Genomic DNA, 18,928 nt, shown 5'->3' with positions numbered 1-18,928 from the left:
AAGCGAGCGTTCGATTCCATTGAGGCCTCGTCAATCAGTTGTTCAACTGATGTCTTCAAATAAACGTCCCGATAGGTACGTTGGAGCCTTTTTTTGAAAACTCTGTGAGAGCTCGGATCCTCACGATTGGATTGGGTGTGGTAACTCGTGCTCTGACGCGGGGCGCACTTGCCTGGCCTGCGTTACTTCTTGAAATGCCTGACTACTGAGTGAATGCCACTCGCTAATCGATCTGCTGGACGATGGCTGCCAGTTTTGATCTAAAAAACGGAGCTGGGCGGAGGATTCGTGACTCCTGATGCTCGATCAGTGGCAGTAATTTATTTACGAAGTGTCGCCAGTCGGGGTCGGCCATCATTCGATCCCGACGTTCGACGCGTCGGTTGATATCGTCGAACGCCCATAGATGAATTATTTGATTGAGTGGTCCAAATTCGGATGAGTAGTAACCGATCATCGTTCGTAGGTGTTTCAATTGAATTGCTAACGCTTCCTCCTCGTATAGCTTAAGAAAATCACCGGTGCGTCCTGGCCGCAAAGTATAGATTCGCTCTTCTACAAACATATTTGATCCTGTACCTTCTTGTGTCTTTTTCTGATTACTCAAAGACCTGTTCGTATAGGGTCTCAATATCCGCTTTCGTCGGTACCTTGGGATTGTTTGCAGGACTGCCTGATGCCAACGCTTGTTCAGCCATCAGTGTTTTCTTTGCATGCCAGCCATCCGGGTTTATTCCGTAGGCACGCGGGGATGGCACTGTGAGGTCACGATTCATTTCCCGAAGACCCTCCACCAATTTCAAACCAGCCTCCTCGTCGTTGTCTGATGCCGTCGCGAAGCCTGCAAGCCTAGCGACTTCGGCATAACGCGGCAGCGCCGAGCGTAGGGAATACGCCGTGACTGCGGGTAGCATCATCGCATTCGATAGGCCGTGAGGTACGTGAAAGTGAGCGCCGATCGGACGAGCCATTCCGTGCACCAGCGCAACTGGAGCAATAGAGCAGGCTATGCCGGCATGAGTGGCACCTAGCATCATTGCTTCACGCGCGGCGTGATTGTGTGGTTCGGTATATGCGGTTTTCAGATGGGTGCCGATCAATGAAAGTGCGGATCGGGCAAACAGATCTGAGTTAGCGTTCGCATGACGTGATACAAATGCTTCGAGCGCATGCGTGAAGCTGTCGATGCCAGTGTCTGCTGTCAGGCGCGGTGGCATGTCCAGAGTCAATTGATAGTCGACGATCGCTGCAATTGGTAGTGCACCGAGACCCGAGATGAGCATCTTCTCGTCGAGACCAATATCGGTTATGACGGTGAAGCGCGTGACTTCACTACCAGTTCCAGCTGTGGTCGGGATGGCAATAAGCGGTAATGCCGCGTGGTCTGCGAGCTCGGGCATCTTATAGTCGCGCATGCACGCGCTGGGCTCAGTTCTTCTGGCGTGAGCAAGGATATTGATCGCTTTGGCTGTATCTATCGGAGAACCACCACCAAAAGCGATTACGGCGTCGAAATTCCCGCTGTTCAGCAGTTCTACGCCGACGTCCACCACTTCGTCAGTTGGATCCGCCACGGTGTCGGAAAAAATCGCAAACTCAATGCTGGCTGCGCTTAGTGTATCGGTGAGCACGCAGATCAACTTCGACTTGATCATGTAGGGGTCGGTGACAATCAGGGGGTGTGATATCCCGAATCGACGGCAGAGCGCGGCGGTACGTCTCACGGCCCCGCCGCCAATATCCAATAGTCTCGGGCTGTAGAGCAATGCGGCTTCGTCCATGCGTTGGCGTCCTTACTTCGAGGTCAAATTTTCAGTCACGACGTTCAAATATATCCGAATTTTGCTGATCTGGTACAACCAAATTGGTCGAATGTTGTGTACTTGTCTAGTGAAATGGCCAAGAATTATAGGGGAAAATCCTGAGTTTTCAGAAATTTATCAAAATTTGTTTCGTATCAGTTATCTTTGGTACAACCAAAAAAATCGTCGCGAGGATGGCGGTAGATAGTGCTCAGCCAACCCTCAATTTGTCTGCATATATAGGATGACTAAGAAATGTTGTGGCGGTGCGCCAGACAGCGCCGCTTCTTGCGATCTTGATTCACTATAAGAAATCTCGACATGATCAACTGGTCAGCCGCGGCATGGGTCATCCGAGTTGGTTTGCATAGAATCACCCTCCGGACTGTTGACCTGCTCATGGCCCTTACGTGGTTTGTACCGTGGGGCAACCTGTGTTGGCATGTGCAAGAAAGCGGTTGCCTGGCATTCACGTGGCTCACACGATGGACGCGTCAAGTCCGTCAAGTTGATACGGGAGCTACCGCAATTGCGCGTAACGATCGTCGCCCGTAGCGACGCGCAACGTTTGGTGGTGCCTCGTCTCTTTCGCGTAAACCCTGCAAATCACTTCATTGACACTTAACTTCGAAGTGGCATACGATAATGACAACGATTGCAGAATCATAACGTCATGAAAAATAACGAAATTATGTTACTTGGAATTTAAACGTGCAATCGTTGGCAAAACTACTTGATACTCTATGGAGGCAGGCATGCAGGAGCGCAGACGCAATTTTTATGGCTGGGGCTATGAAGGAGACGAGGTATCTCGCGAAGAAATCCGCGAGTTCGAACAAGCTTGGACTCGCCTGCTAGGCGTTTCCGATTTTGAGCCGGTGCCGTTTCCAACGGAAAATTCCATCAAATTGCGCGAGCCGCGTGTATCCGTGCCTGAGTCGCTGAAGTCGATTTGCTCGACTGGGCAGCATGATCGCCTGTACCACACCTATGGTGCATCGACGGTCGATGTCGCCAGAGCTATTCGGGGTGAATTCAGGAATCCTCCGGATGTCGTGGCCTATCCGCGAACCGAAGACGATATCGTCAGCTTATATCGGTGGTGTGAAGATGCGTCCCTCGCAGCGGTTCCGTACGGCGGTGGAACTAGCGTCGTTGGTGGCGTCAATCCGCCAACGCATGATCGGTATCGAGGAACAGTCTCGATCGATATGAAACATTTCGACCGGGTTCTCGAAGTTGATATGAAATCACAGGCCGCGCGGATTCAGGCGGGTGTGCTGGGGCCCCACCTTGAGCAACAGCTCAAGCCGACTGGTCTGACTTTGCGATTCTTTCTTCAGGCATGGGAGTTTTCGTCACTCGGTGGATGGATTGCAACGCGTGCTGCCGGGCACTTTGCTACCGCTTACACACAGATTGACGATCACATTGAAAGCCTTAAAGTTGTGACGCCGGCGGGCAACATCGAGTCGAAGCGTTTTCCTGTGTCAGGTGCAGGGCCTAACCCTGACCGAATGTTCCTTGGCTCCGAAGGAGCTTTGGGCATCATCACTGAGGCTTGGGTCAAGCTTCATCGCCGCCCGATTTATCGCAAGATGACCAGCGTCAGGTTTACCAGTTATGACGATGCGGTCGAGGCAGTCCGAATTATCTCGCAGTCGGGGCTTAATCCTGCCAACGCGAGGCTTGTCGAACGCGAGGAAGCGGCTTATACCGGCTCTAGCGACGGTAGTTACGACATCTTGGTGCTGGGGTTCGAATCGGCGGATCACCCAGTCGACCCGTGGATGAAACGCGCACTGGAAATCTGCGGTGATCACGGTGGTAGGTGGGATGAGGCAGGGCTGGATGGTGACCATGGAAACTCCGACTCTGGCGCCAAAAGTTGGAGAGACAAATTCCTCCGTGGGCCGGCACTGCGTGAGCACGCGATCGCACGCGGTGTAATGAGGGAAACGATGGAGACGGCAATCACCTGGGACCGTTTCGCTCAACTGCGCGAACACGTCAAGAAAGAAACAAATCGCGCGATCCGGGAGGTCACAGGAAGACCCGGTTCAGTCACCTGCCGATTCACCCACATTTATCCCGATGGCCCCGCGCCTTATTTCACCTGGTTCGCTTACGGTGACAAAAGTCGAATTCCCGAACAGTACATGGCGATCAAGGCAATCGCCGAACAGTCGATGGTCGATGCCGGAGGCACGGTAACACATCACCATGCACTGGGACGCGATCACCGGCCATGGTACGACAAGGAACGTCCTGAACTTTTCTGTACAGCCTTGAAGGCAGCGAAGACGGCGTTTGATCCACATTCGATCCTTAATCCCGGCGTGCTTTTCGATCCTTCATAGATTCGCCTAAAGAACTTCAGGAGGTTTGATGGCAGGTACTCTTTCGGGAATCCGGGTACTCGATCTGAGCCGCATTCTGGCGGGCCCTTGGTCCACGCAGTTGCTCGCGGATCTCGGTGCGGATGTGGTCAAGGTCGAGCGACCCGGGGGGGGCGATGATACGCGTGCATGGGGGCCGCCATTCGCGCCTGGTGGTGACGGCACTCCTAGCGCTGAGTCTGCATATTTTCTGGCTGCCAACAGGGGTAAGCGTTCCATCGCTGTCGACTTCAGTGTGGCCGAGGGCCAGGACATTGTGCGTGAGTTGGCAAAGACCGCGGATGTCGTTATCGAAAACCTCAAATGCGGCGACATGCAAAGGTATGGTCTCGACTACGAAAGTCTCCGCTGTTTGAATCCGAAGCTGATTTACTGTTCTATCACAGGCTTTGGCCAAACAGGACCGTATAGCAAGCGGGCAGGATACGATTTCGTCATTCAGGCTATGGGTGGCTTGATGAGTATCACGGGTGAGAGCGACGGGAGGCCGGGAGGCGGACCTCAGAAGTGCGGCGTGCCGATTTCCGACATGATGACCGGCATGTATGCCACAGTCGGAATTTTGAGTGCGCTGCACGAACGTCAGACGAGTGGTGAGGGGCAATACATCGACATGAGTTTGCTCGACACGCAAGTCGGCTGGCTGGCGAATCATGGGCTGAATTACCTTGTATCCGGAAGTCCCGCAAGACGTTGGGGAAACGCCCACCCTAACCTCTGTCCGTACCAGGCGTTCCCGGCTATCGACGGGTATTTGATCATAGCGGTTGGAAACGATCGGCAATTCCAGTCGCTATGTCGGGTACTGTCGATGTCGACAGTCGCGAGTGATTCGCGATTTTCGACAAACAGCGGCAGATTAGCAAACCGTGATTCTCTTGTGGAATTGATAGAGCAACGTCTCCGTACGGGGAATCGAGATGAATGGCTCGAGATGCTTGAGCAAGCGGGAGTACCTGCTGGTCCTATTAATACAGTAGCGGAAGCGCTCGCGGATCCTCAAGTGATCAGTCGTGGAATGGTTTTTTCAATGAAGCATACGATGGGGGCCTCCGTGCCACAAATTGCGAATCCAATCAAGTTTTCGCGCACGGCCATTGAGTATCATCGTCCACCACCTATGCTTGGTGAACACACGGCAGAAGTTCTCGCGTCTATCGGCTTGACCGCCGGAAATCTGGATGAATTGCATGCTGCGGGAGTGATTCACGAGCCCGGTCGTCTCCTTTTCGAGTAAATCGATGCTGATCCGGATTTCCTGATTCGGTGATCAATCTTTGGTTAAGGAGGTTTGAAAAACATGGCTCAGTGATATGGCTATGCAGGGTAAGCCGTTGACCAACGGAAAAATGCGAAAAATATCGCAGACTGTTGGTCAACTATCAGCCATTCACCGGATTCTAAATTTAGTCATCGGTATTGCGATGGCTAAAATTTGATACGCTAATAAAATGTAGGAGACAAAGATGCATTCATTTGATATCGATGGAACTTTCATAATAGCTGGAATCCTTATTGCATATCTCGCCGTAACATTCTGGCTGACAATACGGCTGCGCAGCAAAAATTCGGGAGATTTTATGATTGCCGCACGGTCGATGCCGGCGGTCATAATCGGGATTTTGATGATGTCCGAATTTATCGGTGCAAAGTCGACGGTTGGTGCTGCGCAGTCCGCATTTGAATCCGGATTTGCGGCCTCATGGGCGGTGCTGAGTGCTGCTATCGGCTTTCCGCTATTCGGATTTTTTCTGGCGAAAAAACTTTATTCTTCCGGAGAATTTACGATTTCAGGGGCCATCGCCAGAAAGTATGGTCGCTCGACACAAGTGACTGTTTCGTTGATCATGATTTATGCGCTTCTGCTTGTCAATGTGGGCTATTACATCAGTGGTGCTGCTGCGCTATCCAGCGTCTTGCGGATTTCATTGCCATCGGCTGCTGTTATTACTGCCGCCGTCAGTACTTTTTATTGTGTGATCGGGGGCATGAAAAGTGTGGCGTACGTTTCCGTCATGCACACGACCATCAAATATGCGGGTGTCTTTATAGTGCTTGCAGTGGCACTGAACATGACACATGGAGTTCGGCCTATGGTCGAACAGATGCCGCATTATTATTTCACATGGGATGGAAAAATCGGTGCCTCGACGATCCTCGCATGGACCATCGCCAACGTTGGTGCGATATTTTCCACGCAGTACATCATTCAGGCGATGTCTTCCTTGAAAGACCCTGAGAAGGTGAGGCGTACGACATACATATCCGCCGCCCTTTGTGTGCCGATCAGCATTGCGTTGGGGCTGATCGGCGTTGCTGCCAAATTTCTTTTTCCGGGCATGAATAGTTTATACGCATTTCCGGTTTTCATGAATCATATGAGCCCGGTCGTCGCCGGGATCGTAACCACATCCTTGGCTGCTTCTGTGTTCGTTGGAGTGAGCAGTGTGGGACTCGCGATATCTTCCTTAATTGTCCGTGATTTCTACGTCCCCGCACGGCATCCTACCCCTGAGCAGGAATTCAGGATGTCACGGTTGCTGTCTGTTCCAATCGGTTTTATCCCGTTAATTTTTGTGCTTTTCCTGCCGGAAGTACTACATCTCTCTTTCTTTACCCGAGCGCTTCGGCTTTCAATTTCGGTCGTGGCGATGATAGGCTTTTATCTTCCGTTTTATCGTAGCAATCGTGGTGCTACGCTTGGCCTTCTATCTGCAGCGGTGTCGACTACAGTCTGGTATCTGTTAGGTGATCCGTATGGAATTGATGACATTTACATTGCTCTTGTGACTCCACCTGTCGTCATGATAATTGAACGGGTTTTCAAAAAATTGAGTGGTGAGGATATTAAACGTAAATCCGTGTCTAACAGTAGTCTTCGAGGCTAAATCCGAAAAATTCTTTCTAAAAATAAAATTATTTGGATGTTCCATGACAAATTTCAAGCTGAACGACAAGCAACCTTTTATCAAGGACACTGCTTTCGTGAGCATTGCGGCAACGATTATTGGAGATGTTCATCTCCTGGAGGAGATCAGTGTCTGGCCAGGAGCGGTCATCAGAGGAGATAACGATCGAATTACGGTCGGGCGAGGAAGTAACGTTCAGGATGGTGCAATCTTGCACACCGATGCAGGCTTTCCGTTAGTGGTCGGCGAAGGTGTGAGCGTCGGACATGCAGCTGTCCTCCACGGATGTACGGTAGGCAATGGGTCGCTAATTGGGATACACGCGACGATTTTAAATGGCGCGGTGATTGGCCAGCATTGTATCGTCGCCGCTGGCGCGGTGATTCCAGAGTGCAAGCAGTTTCCTGATCGATCTTTGATTATGGGGGTGCCTGGGAAGGCTGTGCGGCAGCTTTCCGATGACGAGGTCGCCAAGCTGCAAGATAACGCCCAAGAATACGTTGTCAAGGCCCGCGTTTATAAGGTGAATTTAAAAGAAGCCAAGTAACGATATCGTCCTGGTTACAGTAGAATGCAGCCGTAGGGTCTGATAGAGGCCTCGCGTTATGAGAAATGCCGGAGAAAGTCAAAAGTACGGACTTAGCAGGCTGTTGAAAGACACCCCACCAGCGTTGAGCATTCCGTTTCATCGAGTTGTTGTGCCGGTTTGGTTGATGTCGATTTAATGCGCGAAGCCTTTCATTCACGTGGACACAATGCCAGTTCCTCGCCGCCTGTTGCGCCTATGCCGTTTTCACGGCGAGCGTGCGCATGCGAGTCAGGTTGTAGGCCGCCTGAGTCAGCACGAAGAGCTGGTCAACTCGTTGCAGTCCCCGAAACATTGCCTGCCGAATCCTGCCAACCGCCTTTCTCCAGCCGAAGATCTGCTCAATGCATTTGCGTTTGCGCTGACTGACGGCATAGCCGGCCCAGCGCGTTGTGCGCCCGTTGATGGCCGCGGCCATTGTTTTGCGCAACATGTGGCGTCACGCTGTGTGCACGGCACGTTGCGACGAAGCCGGTCGTGTCGTAGTTCCTGTCATCACCTACCGAGTCGATGTATCGGCAAACGGCGCGGCGTCCGCAAGCATTTCGACTGCTGTGTCCCGCTCGACGGTGCCGTTAGCCTGCGTCACCTGTGCGTTCACCACGAGACCGTGCCGGTTATCAGTCAGGAGATATGGCCAAGACTGGTGTATGGGCAGTTTGATGAGCGGCGATTTCAAGCGGCGAGTTTCTGCTGATCCGGTCGATTGTCTTGCACCGGTTCACCGTCTTTGAATGTAATGCCCTCCAGCAACAACTCGATCTGTTCGGGGCCGTTGATACGGCGCCAAGTTCTCTCGGCTTCTTCGATCAGCTTGAAAGTCAGACCGAGGAAGGTGGGTCGCGATACGCAGTTGCGCGTACGCGTAGCGCGGTGACGTACCGTTGCAAACGTCGATTCGATCGCATTGGTCGTTCGCAGATGCTGCCAGTGCTCAGCCGGAAAGTCGTAGAACGCGAGCAAGCTTTCGCGATCCTTCTTCAGCTGCAATAGCCTAGACTAAATCTGACAGTGGTCGGTTTCTCGTGCCGTTGCGCGTGGGCGCGGAGGACGTAGTCCGACGCGGCAACGCGCGCGGCGAACCGCAAGGAGTCCACCATGACTCAGGAACAGAAAGTCATCCGCGCCAAGGTCGGCATGCTCGAACTGGCGCGGCAACTGGGCAATGTCAGTCAGGCCTGCCGGGTAATGGGCTATTCCCGCGACAGCTTCTACCGCTTCAAGGAACTGTACGATAAGGGCGGTGAAGCGGCCCTGCAGGAAATATCCCACCACCGCCCGCTGCTAAAGAACCGAGTGGATCCCCAGGTCGAGGCCGCGGTGATCGAACTGGCCCTGGAACTGCCCGCTTACGGCCAGATCCGTATCGCCAATGAGGTGCTTAAACGCCACGCCCTCAGCGTCTCGCCGCAGGGAGTGCGTAGTATCTGGCTGCGCCATGACCTCGAGACCATGAACAAGCGCCTGAAGGCGCTGGAGGCGAAGTCCGCCCAGGAAGGGCTGGTGCTGACCGAATCGCAGCTCACCGCGCTGGAGCGGGCCAAGCTGGAAAAGGAAACGCATGGCGAATTCGAATCTGAATGTCCCGGCTACTGCGGCGCCCAGGATACCTTTTATGTGGGCACCCTCAAGGGCGTCGGCCGCGTCTATCAGCAAACCTTCGTCGACACTTACTCGAAGGTGGCGTTTGCCAAGCTCTACGACCGCAAGACCCCGCTGCCGGCAGCCGACCTGCTCAATGATCGCGTCGTGCCGTTCTTCGACGGCTACGGTATTCCGCTCGCTCGCGTTCTGACTGACCGGGGTACCGAGTACTGCGGAAACCCCGAGCATCACGAATATGAGCTCTATCTGGCCGTGGAGAACATTGATCACACCCGTACCAAAGCTCGTTCTCCACAGACCAACGGAATCGTCGAGCGACTTCACAAGACCATGCTCAACGAGTTCTATCGCATCGCGTTCCGCAGGAAGATCTACGACTCGATCGCCGCCCTGCACACCGATCTCGACGCATGGCTTGACCAATACAACAATGAGCGCGAACATCAAGGGCGATGGTGCTACGGCAAGACGCCTATGCGTACCTTCCTCGACTCACTCGAACTTGCCAGGGAGAAACTGATTCCTCACTGAATCGCCATCCTTCATTCGCTTCCCCGACTACCTGTCAGGTCCGGTCCAGGCTAATACACTTCAGCGTGTCCGTCGCCTTCGGATACTTGGCCGCGTGGATCGTCACGAACCGGTCGAAGGCGGCGTACGCGTCGGTGCGTGTTGTTGCCATCCAGATTGCCTGCAGATCTGCCTTGGCGCGGCTCTATTGAGCCTTCGGGAGTGTATTGAGCACGTTGCCCATCTTGTGAAACCAGCAGCGCTGAGCGCGCGTCGTTGGGAATACTTCTTCCAACGCAGCCCAGAAGCCCATGGCACCGTCACCGACTGCCAGCAAGGGCCCCGCCTGCAAGCCACGCGCCTTCAGATCCAGCAGGAGCTCTTGCCACGAGGCTTTCGACTCCCGGTACCCGTCGCCGATCGCCACACGTTCCTTCTTGCCCTCGGGCGTCACGCCGATGATGACCAATAGGCACTGTCCGTCTGAATTCTCGCTGCGCAGACCGGTATGAATACCGTCAGCCCACCAATAAACATATCGTGACTTCGCTCGCGCCGGCTCCAGTTGGCATGCTCGTCGGCGCCATTGCGCCTTCAGGCGACTCACGACGTTCGCCGATAGGCCCTTAGCGTCCTCACCCAGCAGCACGCTCAGCGTTTTGCTCATGTCGCCTGTCGAGATACCGTTCAAATACAGCCAGGGCAGCGCGGCACTCACGCGCGGCGACTTCCTCGCATAGAGCGGCACAATCGTTGAATTGAACTTCACGCCTGATCCTGAACGATCTCGAACCTTGGGAACCTTCACCGCGACCGGTCCGGCGGCTGTCAACACTTCGCGCTCCGGCAAATAGCCGTTGCGCACCACTGCGCGTTGCCCATGCAGGGTCTTGACGTTCTCGAACCGCTCCAGCAGCGACAATAGCCCCGCCTCGATTGCCTGAATCACCTGCCGGGCTCCGTGCCGAACCAATTCGTCCAGCCCCAGACGGACTCCTGATAGTCCAACGACTTCTTTTTCTGTAAACTTGCTTATGGTGGATGGTTTGTTGTTTGCTAGTTTCCGACTTCGCAATCAGATTCTCAGCTAAAACCTCCACCGCCTTCATCTCCCGCGCCCAAACTTCCCCGTACACCAGAATCGAGCTTATCTCATCAGTCAGCACGTGGCCCGTGTAGCAAAGCATCGCGCCCGTGCCACGATTCTTGCGAAACAGCGGGGCCTGACTGTCCGTGCTGGATTCATGCGTGTCGTTGCTACGCTTCTCGCCATGCCAGTTCTCGTGAGAGCCGGCACCACCGTCTGGCCGCGAGTCGTCATCCGACTTCGTCCTGGGCACAAAGGTCTTGTGTCCGGCCCAAGCCTGAATGAGCGTGCCGTCGACCGTCATATGGGTGGCGGGCCGGAGACGCAAAACGTTTCATGTCAGACAGCTCGACGTGGAGGCCAGTATCTGCGCCAATATAACGCCATAAAAAGACGTAACCGTTCTTTTCGCGGGAGTTGAAGTGAGTTGCCGCGATGTAATTCACTTATAACAAGTGGGCAAATTGGTCGGTCATGCCTGCGGGCATTGCAAGTGAGCCTCTCTGTTGTTTTGCGCACCAATTTGCTGAGCAAAGCGTTAAGTGCCAGCAGGAGCAGACCGACGCCAATGCGCATCTGCAGCAGACAATGGCAGTCGACGTGCGATCGACGCATTGCGGTAGCAACGGTTGTGTTCCAGTAGGTGCTTCGCTAATGTGTGACCGGCGTGCCACGGACTGGAAACGGTAGCGCGTGTCGAAGACCAAACAGAGGGCATAGGCTAGGCTGCGCGTGCGGCAGTATCGGCAAGCGAATAAAGGCGATGTATGGCGCGACATCGATAAATGCAACTTCGACTTCGATAACCTCTACGCCTGCACTTGGTTTTGGACTGTCCGCCACCAGTTGCTTACGACGCAAAACTGACGTGAAACAGTCAATTCTCCTGTCTGGAATAATTTGACGACTTTGCTTGAGGTTCCTCAGTTGGGACAATCACCTTTGGGCTATCAATTTTGTTGGAATGGCAGGTTGCTACCAAGTGGTCACCACGGATCAATCACCACCGCTACTTCGCTAGACCGCAACGCTGTCGACCGATCAGTCGCCTGTAAACGCGCGGCTTGTTAAACTCGGCTCGGCGCGGTCTATAACAGGTTGCGGTCGATAGATCCTGGAGGTGTCAACTATGGTCAACTTGAAGCAAGTCGCTGCGCTTGCGGGCGTGTCGTCATCTACTGTATCGCGTGCTATCGCGGCGCCGGAACGCCTGCACCCCGAAACCTTACAAAAAGTTAGGGAAGCCATTGCGTCGCTTGATTATGTTCCGTTCGCACCTGCCAGAGTGTTACGCTCGGGCCGCACGCGAACTATCGGTATCGTTGCGCCAACGTTGATGAACGAGTTATACGCACGAGCCATCGATACATTGGAGAGTGAATTTCTTCAACTAGGGTATACAGGCTTATTGACTTGTCATCGTGACAATCACGATCTGGAGTTGAGTATCGTTAGAGCGCTTATCGAGCGCGGGGTTGATGGTCTTGCTCTAATCGGATCAAATCATCACCATGATGTTCTTTCGCTCATACGCAGGCAAAAAATTCCGTACGTATTGATGTGGGCTGTCGATAGGGAACACGTTCATCCGACTGTTGGCTATGACAATCATCTTGCTATGGGACGCGTTGCCGAGTATCTGGTTAGCCTCGGACACGTTGGTTTCGGCGTGTTGCCGGGCCCAGATGATACCGGCCAACTCTCTAACATCAGACTATCGGGCATACGCGAGGGACTTGGGAGGCAGGGAATAGCTCTGCGTCCTCAAGCGATTATTGCTACGCCTTATGACCCTGAGGCGGTTCGATACGCGACCCGCAAATTGCTTTGTCAGGCCAACCCCCCGACCGCGCTGATCTGCAACAACGATTTTATAGCCGCTGCTGCGATTGCTGAGTGTCGGGCTCTGGAAATTTCTGTTCCGGGTCAAGTCTCGGTAACAGGTTTTGGCGATTGGGATCTGGCGAGACTTGGTTCACCGTCACTCACTACCGTTCGTTCCGATGCGGTCAGGATTGGACATTTAAGTGCCAGAAACCTATTGAAGCAGATTAATGCCGACGGCGATTGCATGGCAGAACAAGATGAGTTTGAGGCAGAGCTGATAGTGCGCGAAAGTACTTCCAACCCGTCAGCCACCTAATAGCGGCTCAACAATCGATACGCCCGATCTTTCAGTTTGTTCAGGTTCGTTTGAACTTGTTCGGGCCCATGAGTGTACGCCCCACGCGGGGCCAGCCTTGGACAACGTATTACACAAACAAACGATTGAAGCATAACGGCGAAGAACAGTTGGCAAGCTATCGTTGGCCGTTTGCGCTGTCGATCGGTGGCGCCCCGAACCTCGCACATCGTCCGATTCCAAAGCGCGGCCCTACCAGAGCAGAGGGGAACGACTCGCGACAGTCGGCACAGGCATCGTTTTAGATTTCACAGGGAATATCGGCCACTGACCTCCCTGGATTTCCTAGCCCATGCTCGTCAAAGCGATAATGAAGTCAAGGAAAGCGCGCGTCCGGGCTGGCACATGATGCCTTGATGGATGATACGCATATAGCGGGAAGCGCTCATCCGCCCAGTCGGGAAACAGATTGACGAGCCGCCCTTGGCGGATCAAATGCTCGGCGCCGAGCAGCAGCATCTGTGCGACGCCTGAGCCAGCCAGACACGCATTGAGCAGTGCGCCCGGATCATTCACCGTGAGCCGCCCGTTCGTCTCGACAATCAGCTTTTTGCGCTTGCGATGAAACTCCCAGTGATAGGGCTTGCCTGTCTCTGGGTTGCGGAACTCGAGACATCTGTGTATGCCTCGGCCCAGCTCCTGTGGTTCAGTGGGCCGCCCCCGGCTCGCGATGTACAAGGGCGACGCGACGGTGACAATCGTAGCGTCAAGCAGCTTTCGCGCAATCAGACTCGATGAGCGCGGCTCGCCGAATCGCAATGCCAGATCGAAGCCGTCCACGATCAAATCGCCAAGCTGATCTCTCGCAATGAATTCGAGTTCGATCTCTGGATGCGCGTCCATGAACGCGTCGAGTTTTGCGCCGAGAAGGATGTGCGAAAAAACCGGATCGAGATTGATGCGCAGCTTGCCGCGGACTATCGCGCCGCCTCCCGCCGCGGCCGCCGCTGCTTCCTCCATGCCCCTCAGGTGCGGCATGACCTGCTCGTAGAACTGCCGGCCCTCTTCAGTCAGGGAAACAGCGCGGGTGGTTCGATTGAAAAGCCGTATTTTCAGGCGTTTTTCGAGCCTGGCGATGGCCCGGCTCACACCGGGCGGCGACATGTCCATCAACGCCGCAGCGGCTGCGAATGTCCCGGCATCGACCACTGCAGCAAATACGCTGATACCACTGGAGAGATTCTCGGTGGACGGTCTCATGGGGCAACCTGATCATTTATTGGTCGAAAGTCATTCGGTCGAATGCCAACTTGGCACACGCAAGACGACTCAAGTCCGAGAACCGCGATCAGATGCCATGGTTCGATCTTAGCATCTGATTCGTTACGCGCCATTGCTACGATCAGCTGGCAGCTGTTCGATGCGCTGGAAGTCATGCTACAGCTGATTGGTAACCATTAGTCACTTTATAAATGCCACTGATGTCATTTAGTTTCTCATCGCGTTTATACACAATGCAACCCACAGCAAGGTCCCAGCCAGGTGACCCACGCACGACGCGCCTTTGATGCGCGCGTCACACCCATCGTTGTTCAATCCGGTTTCCATGGAGTAGGAGATGACCATTCAATTCACTCGCCGCGATCTGTTGAAGCGAGCATCCGGCCTGCTGGCCGTCACCGCAGTAGGCGGATTGACCGGCGTCCAGGCAGAAGCCGCGGAAGCCCCTCCTGCGCGTAGTCGCGTGCTGGCGCACAAACCGGCTTTTACGCCGCTCGACCTTGCTTTGCGGCAGGCTGTCGACAACGGCACCGTCGCAGGTGTCGTCGCAATGGGCGCAACGCAGCGCGGCCTGATTTACGAGGGCGCATCGGGCCATGCCAATCCCCAGGCCGGTACGGCGATGACACCCGACACGGTGTTCTGGCTGTTATCCATGACCAAGGCGATCACGGCAACAGCCTGCATGCAACTCATCGAGCAGGGCAAGATTCGGCTCGACCAGCCGGCCGGGGACATTCTTCCGGAACTGAAGTCGCCGCAGGTGCTGGACGGTTTCGATGCAGCCGGACAGCCCAGACTGCGTCCGGCAAAAAACACGCTCACCGTGCGTCATCTGCTGACTCACACATCGGGTTTCACGTACAGCATCTGGAGCGAAAACCTGAGCCGGTACGAAAAGGTGACCGGCATGCCGGATATCGGCTACTCGATGAACGGTGCGTTCAAGGCGCCGCTGGAATTCGAGCCCGGTGAGCGCTGGCAGTACGGCATCAGCATGGACTGGGTCGGCAAGCTGGTCGAGGCCGTGAGCGACCAGTCGCTGGAGGTGTATTTCCGCGAACACATTTTTGCGCCGCTCGGCATGAGCAATTCAGGGTTTCTGATCAGTGGCGCGCAGAAGCAGCGTGTAGCGACGATGCACAACCGGCAGGCCGACGGATCTCTCAAGGCCGCGCCGTTCGAGATCAATCAGCGACCCGAGTTCTTCATGGGCGGCGGCGGCGCATTCAGCACACCGCGCGATTACATGGCGCTGCTGCAGATGCTGATCAACGGCGGGACCTATCGTGGCGAGCGGATTCTGCGCGCTGACACCGTAGCGGCAATGTTCCAGAACCACATCGGAGATCTTCCCGTAACGGAGATGAAGACGGCGCAGCCGGCGTGGTCCAACAGCTTCGACCAGTTTCCCGGCATGCCTCACAAGTGGGGACTCTCCTTCGACATCAACACGCAACCGGGTCCTCACGGCCGCAGCGCGGGAAGCATTAGCTGGGCGGGACTGTTGAATAGCTATTTCTGGGTCGATCCGGTCAGGAAGGTGGCCGGCTCGCTGTTCACGCAGGTCCTGCCGTTCTATGACGCGCGTGTGGTCGAGCTATACGGACAGTTCGAGCAAGGGCTGTATCACGGCCTGCAAGACGCCTGAGCGCCGCTCACGGCGCGTTACACATCTATTCAAGCAAGGAGCACAGCAATGTACGCAATCACAGGAATAACAGGAAAAGTTGGCGGCGCGGTAGCACGCACGCTGCTCGCCGCAGGTCAGACGGTACGCGCCGTGGTTCGCGATCCCTCCCGGGCACATGAATGGGCGGAGCATGGCTGCGAAATCGTGACCGCCGACATGGACGACGCCGCGTCATTGACCGCCGCGTTCAAGGGTGCGCAGGGCGTGTTCATTTTGCCGCCATCCGAGTTCGATCCGATGCCGGGCTTTCCCGAGGCGCGCGTCGTCATCGATGCCGTCAGCACCGCGCTGCAGGCCGCGCGCCCGGAGAAAGTCGTCTGTCTGTCGACGATTGGCGCGCAAGCTATCGAGACCAATCTCCTCACGCAACGCACGCTGATGGAGCAGGCGCTTCGCGGCCTGCCGATGCCCGTGACATTTCTGCGTCCGGGCTGGTTTATGGAAAACGCGGCATGGGACGTGGCCACGGCGCGGGACCAGGGGATGATCGCCAGCTTTCTGCAACCGCTCGACAAAGCCGTGCCGATGGTTGCGACCGCGGACGTTGGCCGGGTCGCCGCGCAACTTCTCCAGCAGTCGTGGAGTGGTGTGCGTGTCGTCGAACTGGAGGGGCCACAGCGTGTCACGCCCAGCGAAATCGCCGAAACGTTTGCGCGGATTCTTGGCCGTGCGGTCGTCGCGGAAGTTGTCGAGCGTGACACGTGGGAACTGCTGTTCCGCTCGCAGGGCATGAAAGAACCCATGCCGCGCATCCGCATGCTCGATGGGTTCAACGAAGGCTGGATCGCTTTCGAGGGCGAAGAGGCTGGCATTGTGAAGGGCGAAGTGGAACTGGAGACCGTTCTGCGCGCGCTCGTCTCACAAGCACAGTAAAGCCGACGCATTTGGCGGCGCGATCAGTATGTCGCGTGGTCAGGTACTGTCGGGTCTTCGTTCATCAACGCATTCTTTTCGAAGGGTTTGCCATGGAATACAACACACTCGGCCGGTCAGGGCTGCGTATTTCCCGTCTTTGTCTCGGCGCCATGACTTTTGGTGCCGGCACGGGAATATGGGGCGAAATTGCGGGTCTCGACCGCGCTCGGGCCGCGCGGCTCGTCTCAATCGCCGTCGAGCAGGGTATCAACCTGATCGATACGGCCGACGCCTATTCGCAAGGGCAGTCCGAAGTTGTCGTGGGCCAGGTGCTGGCCGATCTCGGACTCGACGAGTCGCGCATGCTGGTCGCAACCAAGGTCCGGTTGCGCACAGGTCCCGGCCACAATGACGTCGGGCTTGGCCGCTCGCACATCATGCGGTCGGTGGAAACCAGTCTCCGGCGCATTGGCCGCGATCATATCGATCTGTTTCAGTTGCACGACCGTGACGCCCTCGTGCCGCTCGAAGAGACGCTGCGCGCGCTGGACGATCTCGTTACCCAGGGAAAGGTCAGGCACATCGGCGTGTGCAACTTCAGCGCGGGCGATCTGGAGCGCGCACGCGGAATCACGAACCGCACGCATAGGTCCCGCATTGTCAGCAACCAGGTGCACTACGCGCTGACGAGCCGCGATGTCGAGCACGAGATTGCGCCGGTGGGCACCGCGAACGAAGTCTCGCTGCTGGTGTGGAGTCCGCTCGCGGGCGGTTACCTGAGCGGCAAGTACACGCAGGGTGGCAACGCAACGGGGCGGCGCACCCGGCTGAACTTTCCGCCGATCGATCCCGCGCGAGCCGATCCGGTAGTGCGCGTATTGCAGGAGGTCGCAACGGAGCTGGACGCGTCACCGGCTCAGGTCGCGCTGGCCTGGATTCTCCAGCGCCGCGAAGTCTGCTCCGTGATTATCGGCGCACGCACAGCGGAACAATTGGCCGCGAATCTCGACGCTCAGCGAATCGCGTTGACTGCCCCGCAGATCGAAAGGCTGGATCAGGTTTCGCAGCCGCAGCTTCCCTACCCGTACTGGATGCAGCAGTTCCACGACAAGGATCGGATTGTGGCTTGACGGTTGTCCAATAAAATCCGGGCGGACCAGCGTCGAGCCACAATAGCGGCTCTAATTCCCTCGCTTCGCTTCAAATGAAACCGGCAGACGAACAAAGTGCTGTTTGTCTTTATTGAATATCCAGGCGAGCGGGATAACTCATCGCAATTCGAAGTGACAATGACGGGAAACCGGACGAGGCTTTGCGCGCCCTGAACCGCTTCGGCTGTACATCTTTGCTATGTCGTGAATCGTGGCGAGTGTAGCGCGGCCCCTCCTGCGTCCCAAGATGCGGACTGCCCTTCCATTTAAGGATCGGATACCCTGCGGTCAGGAAAATTCCAATTACCGATCTGGATGGCCGACCTATGTCCATATAGATCGGCAGTCGGTTCATGGGCGTCTTCATCTTTTGGCCAGCGTATGAGTTTCTGCCTGAATCTCCAGTGTTTAAGACAGGTGCCGTGGCGGTAACTGATCGCGCCCATCGAAGCCGCACTGCCAACGAAGCAATTCTGGCTAGCGAAGATTGAGAACTGACACTTTGCGCCGCACGATCAATCAACAGGCTCGCCCAATGTCGAGATAGCGCGTCGCCACTGAAACAATGTCCGAAACCTTGCCGCAGAGACCAGATTATCAGTCAACAACACGGTCTGGAAATGGCTGGCGTCCGATCCGCCGAAACGTAATATCCGTCTGCCAGTCGTTAAAATCTGCGTCACGCGAAGTACATCTGCGGGCTGTGCCGGAGCAGTGCGGGCCAGCCGGATCCCAACGGCACGCTCAATTCGTCACTCGTCGCTAACTTCGAGTTAGCCTTGTTGGCGTTGCGACACAGCTCTACCGCTATGCGCGTCGTGGCAACCCAAAGATTTTCAAGACCGGTAATCGCTGAGTCATCGCGATCTCCACGCCCAAGTATCTTTTCTGTTACGTCGCCGATTTCAACTGGACACAACCAAGAAAA

General features: G+C 55.5%; 12 protein-coding genes and 4 pseudogenes. 9 read left to right on the top strand and 7 right to left on the bottom strand.

Annotated features, from left to right (window positions below; all coding sequences use genetic code 11):
• Window positions 1-223 precede the first annotated feature (223 nt).
• Both BPHYT_RS31865 and BPHYT_RS31860 read right to left on the bottom strand, forming a co-directional pair.
• Window positions 224-607 (bottom strand): NIPSNAP family protein, encoded by a 384-nt coding sequence (locus BPHYT_RS31865; RefSeq protein WP_238535699.1) that lies wholly within the window; start codon window positions 605-607, stop codon window positions 224-226.
• Complete coding sequence (locus tag BPHYT_RS31860; RefSeq protein ID WP_012428254.1) at window positions 600-1,781, bottom strand: iron-containing alcohol dehydrogenase; 1,182 nt, start codon at window positions 1,779-1,781, stop codon at window positions 600-602. The genes BPHYT_RS31865 and BPHYT_RS31860 overlap by 8 nt, the downstream gene beginning before the upstream one ends.
• A gap of 776 nt (window positions 1,782-2,557) precedes the next feature.
• On the opposite strand from BPHYT_RS31860, the gene BPHYT_RS31855 reads away from it, so the two are divergent.
• From BPHYT_RS31855 to BPHYT_RS31840, 4 genes are all read left to right on the top strand, one after another.
• The gene (locus BPHYT_RS31855) at window positions 2,558-4,162 is read left to right on the top strand and encodes an FAD-binding oxidoreductase (protein ID WP_012428253.1); all 1,605 of its coding nucleotides are present in this window, start codon (window positions 2,558-2,560) and stop codon (window positions 4,160-4,162) included.
• Between the two features lie 28 nt (window positions 4,163-4,190).
• Window positions 4,191-5,438: a CaiB/BaiF CoA transferase family protein gene (locus tag BPHYT_RS31850; protein ID WP_012428252.1), complete on the top strand. Its 1,248-nt coding sequence runs from the start codon at window positions 4,191-4,193 to the stop codon at window positions 5,436-5,438.
• A 229-nt stretch (window positions 5,439-5,667) separates the two neighbouring features.
• Entirely contained in the window at window positions 5,668-7,089 is a 1,422-nt protein-coding gene (locus BPHYT_RS31845) for a sodium:solute symporter family protein (protein WP_012428251.1), read from the top strand.
• 43 nt (window positions 7,090-7,132) lie between these two features.
• Window positions 7,133-7,657: a gamma carbonic anhydrase family protein gene (locus BPHYT_RS31840; protein ID WP_012428250.1), complete on the top strand. Its 525-nt coding sequence runs from the start codon at window positions 7,133-7,135 to the stop codon at window positions 7,655-7,657.
• A gap of 235 nt (window positions 7,658-7,892) precedes the next feature.
• Here BPHYT_RS31840 and BPHYT_RS31835 read toward each other — a convergent pair.
• Window positions 7,893-8,330, bottom strand: a pseudogene (locus BPHYT_RS31835) (transposase); the annotation flags it as partial.
• Between the two features lie 41 nt (window positions 8,331-8,371).
• Window positions 8,372-8,683 (bottom strand): annotated as a pseudogene (locus tag BPHYT_RS31830) (transposase); the annotation flags it as partial.
• Window positions 8,684-8,794: 111 nt separating this feature from the next.
• Here BPHYT_RS31830 and BPHYT_RS31825 point away from each other — a divergent pair.
• Window positions 8,795-9,832, top strand: a complete 1,038-nt coding sequence (locus tag BPHYT_RS31825) for an IS481 family transposase (RefSeq protein WP_012428249.1) — start codon at window positions 8,795-8,797, stop codon at window positions 9,830-9,832.
• 61 nt (window positions 9,833-9,893) lie between these two features.
• On the opposite strand, the pseudogene BPHYT_RS31820 reads toward BPHYT_RS31825, so the two are convergent.
• Both BPHYT_RS31820 and BPHYT_RS37635 read right to left on the bottom strand, forming a co-directional pair.
• Window positions 9,894-10,847: pseudogene (locus BPHYT_RS31820) on the bottom strand (IS256 family transposase); the annotation flags it as partial.
• 114 nt (window positions 10,848-10,961) lie between these two features.
• A pseudogene (locus BPHYT_RS37635) lies at window positions 10,962-11,205 on the bottom strand (IS5/IS1182 family transposase); the annotation flags it as partial.
• 822 nt (window positions 11,206-12,027) lie between these two features.
• Here BPHYT_RS37635 and BPHYT_RS37630 point away from each other — a divergent pair.
• A complete protein-coding gene (locus BPHYT_RS37630) occupies window positions 12,028-13,041 on the top strand; it encodes a LacI family DNA-binding transcriptional regulator (RefSeq protein WP_012428248.1) in 1,014 nt (337 codons plus the stop codon).
• Between the two features lie 324 nt (window positions 13,042-13,365).
• Here BPHYT_RS37630 and BPHYT_RS31810 read toward each other — a convergent pair whose 3' ends face one another.
• Window positions 13,366-14,280 carry a LysR family transcriptional regulator gene (locus BPHYT_RS31810; RefSeq protein WP_012428247.1) on the bottom strand — a complete coding sequence of 305 codons (915 nt, stop codon included), beginning with the start codon at window positions 14,278-14,280 and terminating at the stop codon, window positions 13,366-13,368.
• Between the two features lie 358 nt (window positions 14,281-14,638).
• On the opposite strand from BPHYT_RS31810, the gene BPHYT_RS31805 reads away from it, so the two are divergent.
• The 3 genes from BPHYT_RS31805 to BPHYT_RS31795 all read left to right on the top strand — a co-directional run bounded on the left by BPHYT_RS31805 (window position 14,639) and on the right by BPHYT_RS31795 (window position 17,979).
• Window positions 14,639-15,952 (top strand): serine hydrolase domain-containing protein, encoded by a 1,314-nt coding sequence (locus BPHYT_RS31805; RefSeq protein WP_012428246.1) that lies wholly within the window; start codon window positions 14,639-14,641, stop codon window positions 15,950-15,952.
• A 48-nt stretch (window positions 15,953-16,000) separates the two neighbouring features.
• Window positions 16,001-16,867 (top strand): NmrA family NAD(P)-binding protein, encoded by an 867-nt coding sequence (locus BPHYT_RS31800; RefSeq protein ID WP_012428245.1) that lies wholly within the window; start codon window positions 16,001-16,003, stop codon window positions 16,865-16,867.
• A 92-nt stretch (window positions 16,868-16,959) separates the two neighbouring features.
• Window positions 16,960-17,979 (top strand): aldo/keto reductase, encoded by a 1,020-nt coding sequence (locus BPHYT_RS31795; protein ID WP_012428244.1) that lies wholly within the window; start codon window positions 16,960-16,962, stop codon window positions 17,977-17,979.
• The last annotated feature ends 949 nt before the right edge of the window (window positions 17,980-18,928 follow it).

The sequence above is a fragment of the Paraburkholderia phytofirmans PsJN genome (assembly GCF_000020125.1).
Lineage (GTDB): Bacteria > Pseudomonadota > Gammaproteobacteria > Burkholderiales > Burkholderiaceae > Paraburkholderia > Paraburkholderia phytofirmans.
Note: the sequence above shows the minus strand (reverse complement) of the source record. Positions and strands in the feature narration are given on the sequence as shown.

Coding starts and splice junctions, on each gene's coding strand:
- BPHYT_RS31800 (WP_012428245.1), top strand. CDS start 16,001: ATGTACGCAATCACAGGAATAACAGGAAAAGTTGGCGGCGCGGTAGCA.
- BPHYT_RS31810 (WP_012428247.1), bottom strand. CDS start 14,280: ATGAGACCGTCCACCGAGAATCTCTCCAGTGGTATCAGCGTATTTGCT.
- BPHYT_RS31860 (WP_012428254.1), bottom strand. CDS start 1,781: ATGGACGAAGCCGCATTGCTCTACAGCCCGAGACTATTGGATATTGGC.
- BPHYT_RS31840 (WP_012428250.1), top strand. CDS start 7,133: ATGACAAATTTCAAGCTGAACGACAAGCAACCTTTTATCAAGGACACT.
- BPHYT_RS31805 (WP_012428246.1), top strand. CDS start 14,639: ATGACCATTCAATTCACTCGCCGCGATCTGTTGAAGCGAGCATCCGGC.
- BPHYT_RS31850 (WP_012428252.1), top strand. CDS start 4,191: ATGGCAGGTACTCTTTCGGGAATCCGGGTACTCGATCTGAGCCGCATT.
- BPHYT_RS31845 (WP_012428251.1), top strand. CDS start 5,668: ATGCATTCATTTGATATCGATGGAACTTTCATAATAGCTGGAATCCTT.
- BPHYT_RS31855 (WP_012428253.1), top strand. CDS start 2,558: ATGCAGGAGCGCAGACGCAATTTTTATGGCTGGGGCTATGAAGGAGAC.
- BPHYT_RS31825 (WP_012428249.1), top strand. CDS start 8,795: ATGACTCAGGAACAGAAAGTCATCCGCGCCAAGGTCGGCATGCTCGAA.
- BPHYT_RS37630 (WP_012428248.1), top strand. CDS start 12,028: ATGGTCAACTTGAAGCAAGTCGCTGCGCTTGCGGGCGTGTCGTCATCT.
- BPHYT_RS31795 (WP_012428244.1), top strand. CDS start 16,960: ATGGAATACAACACACTCGGCCGGTCAGGGCTGCGTATTTCCCGTCTT.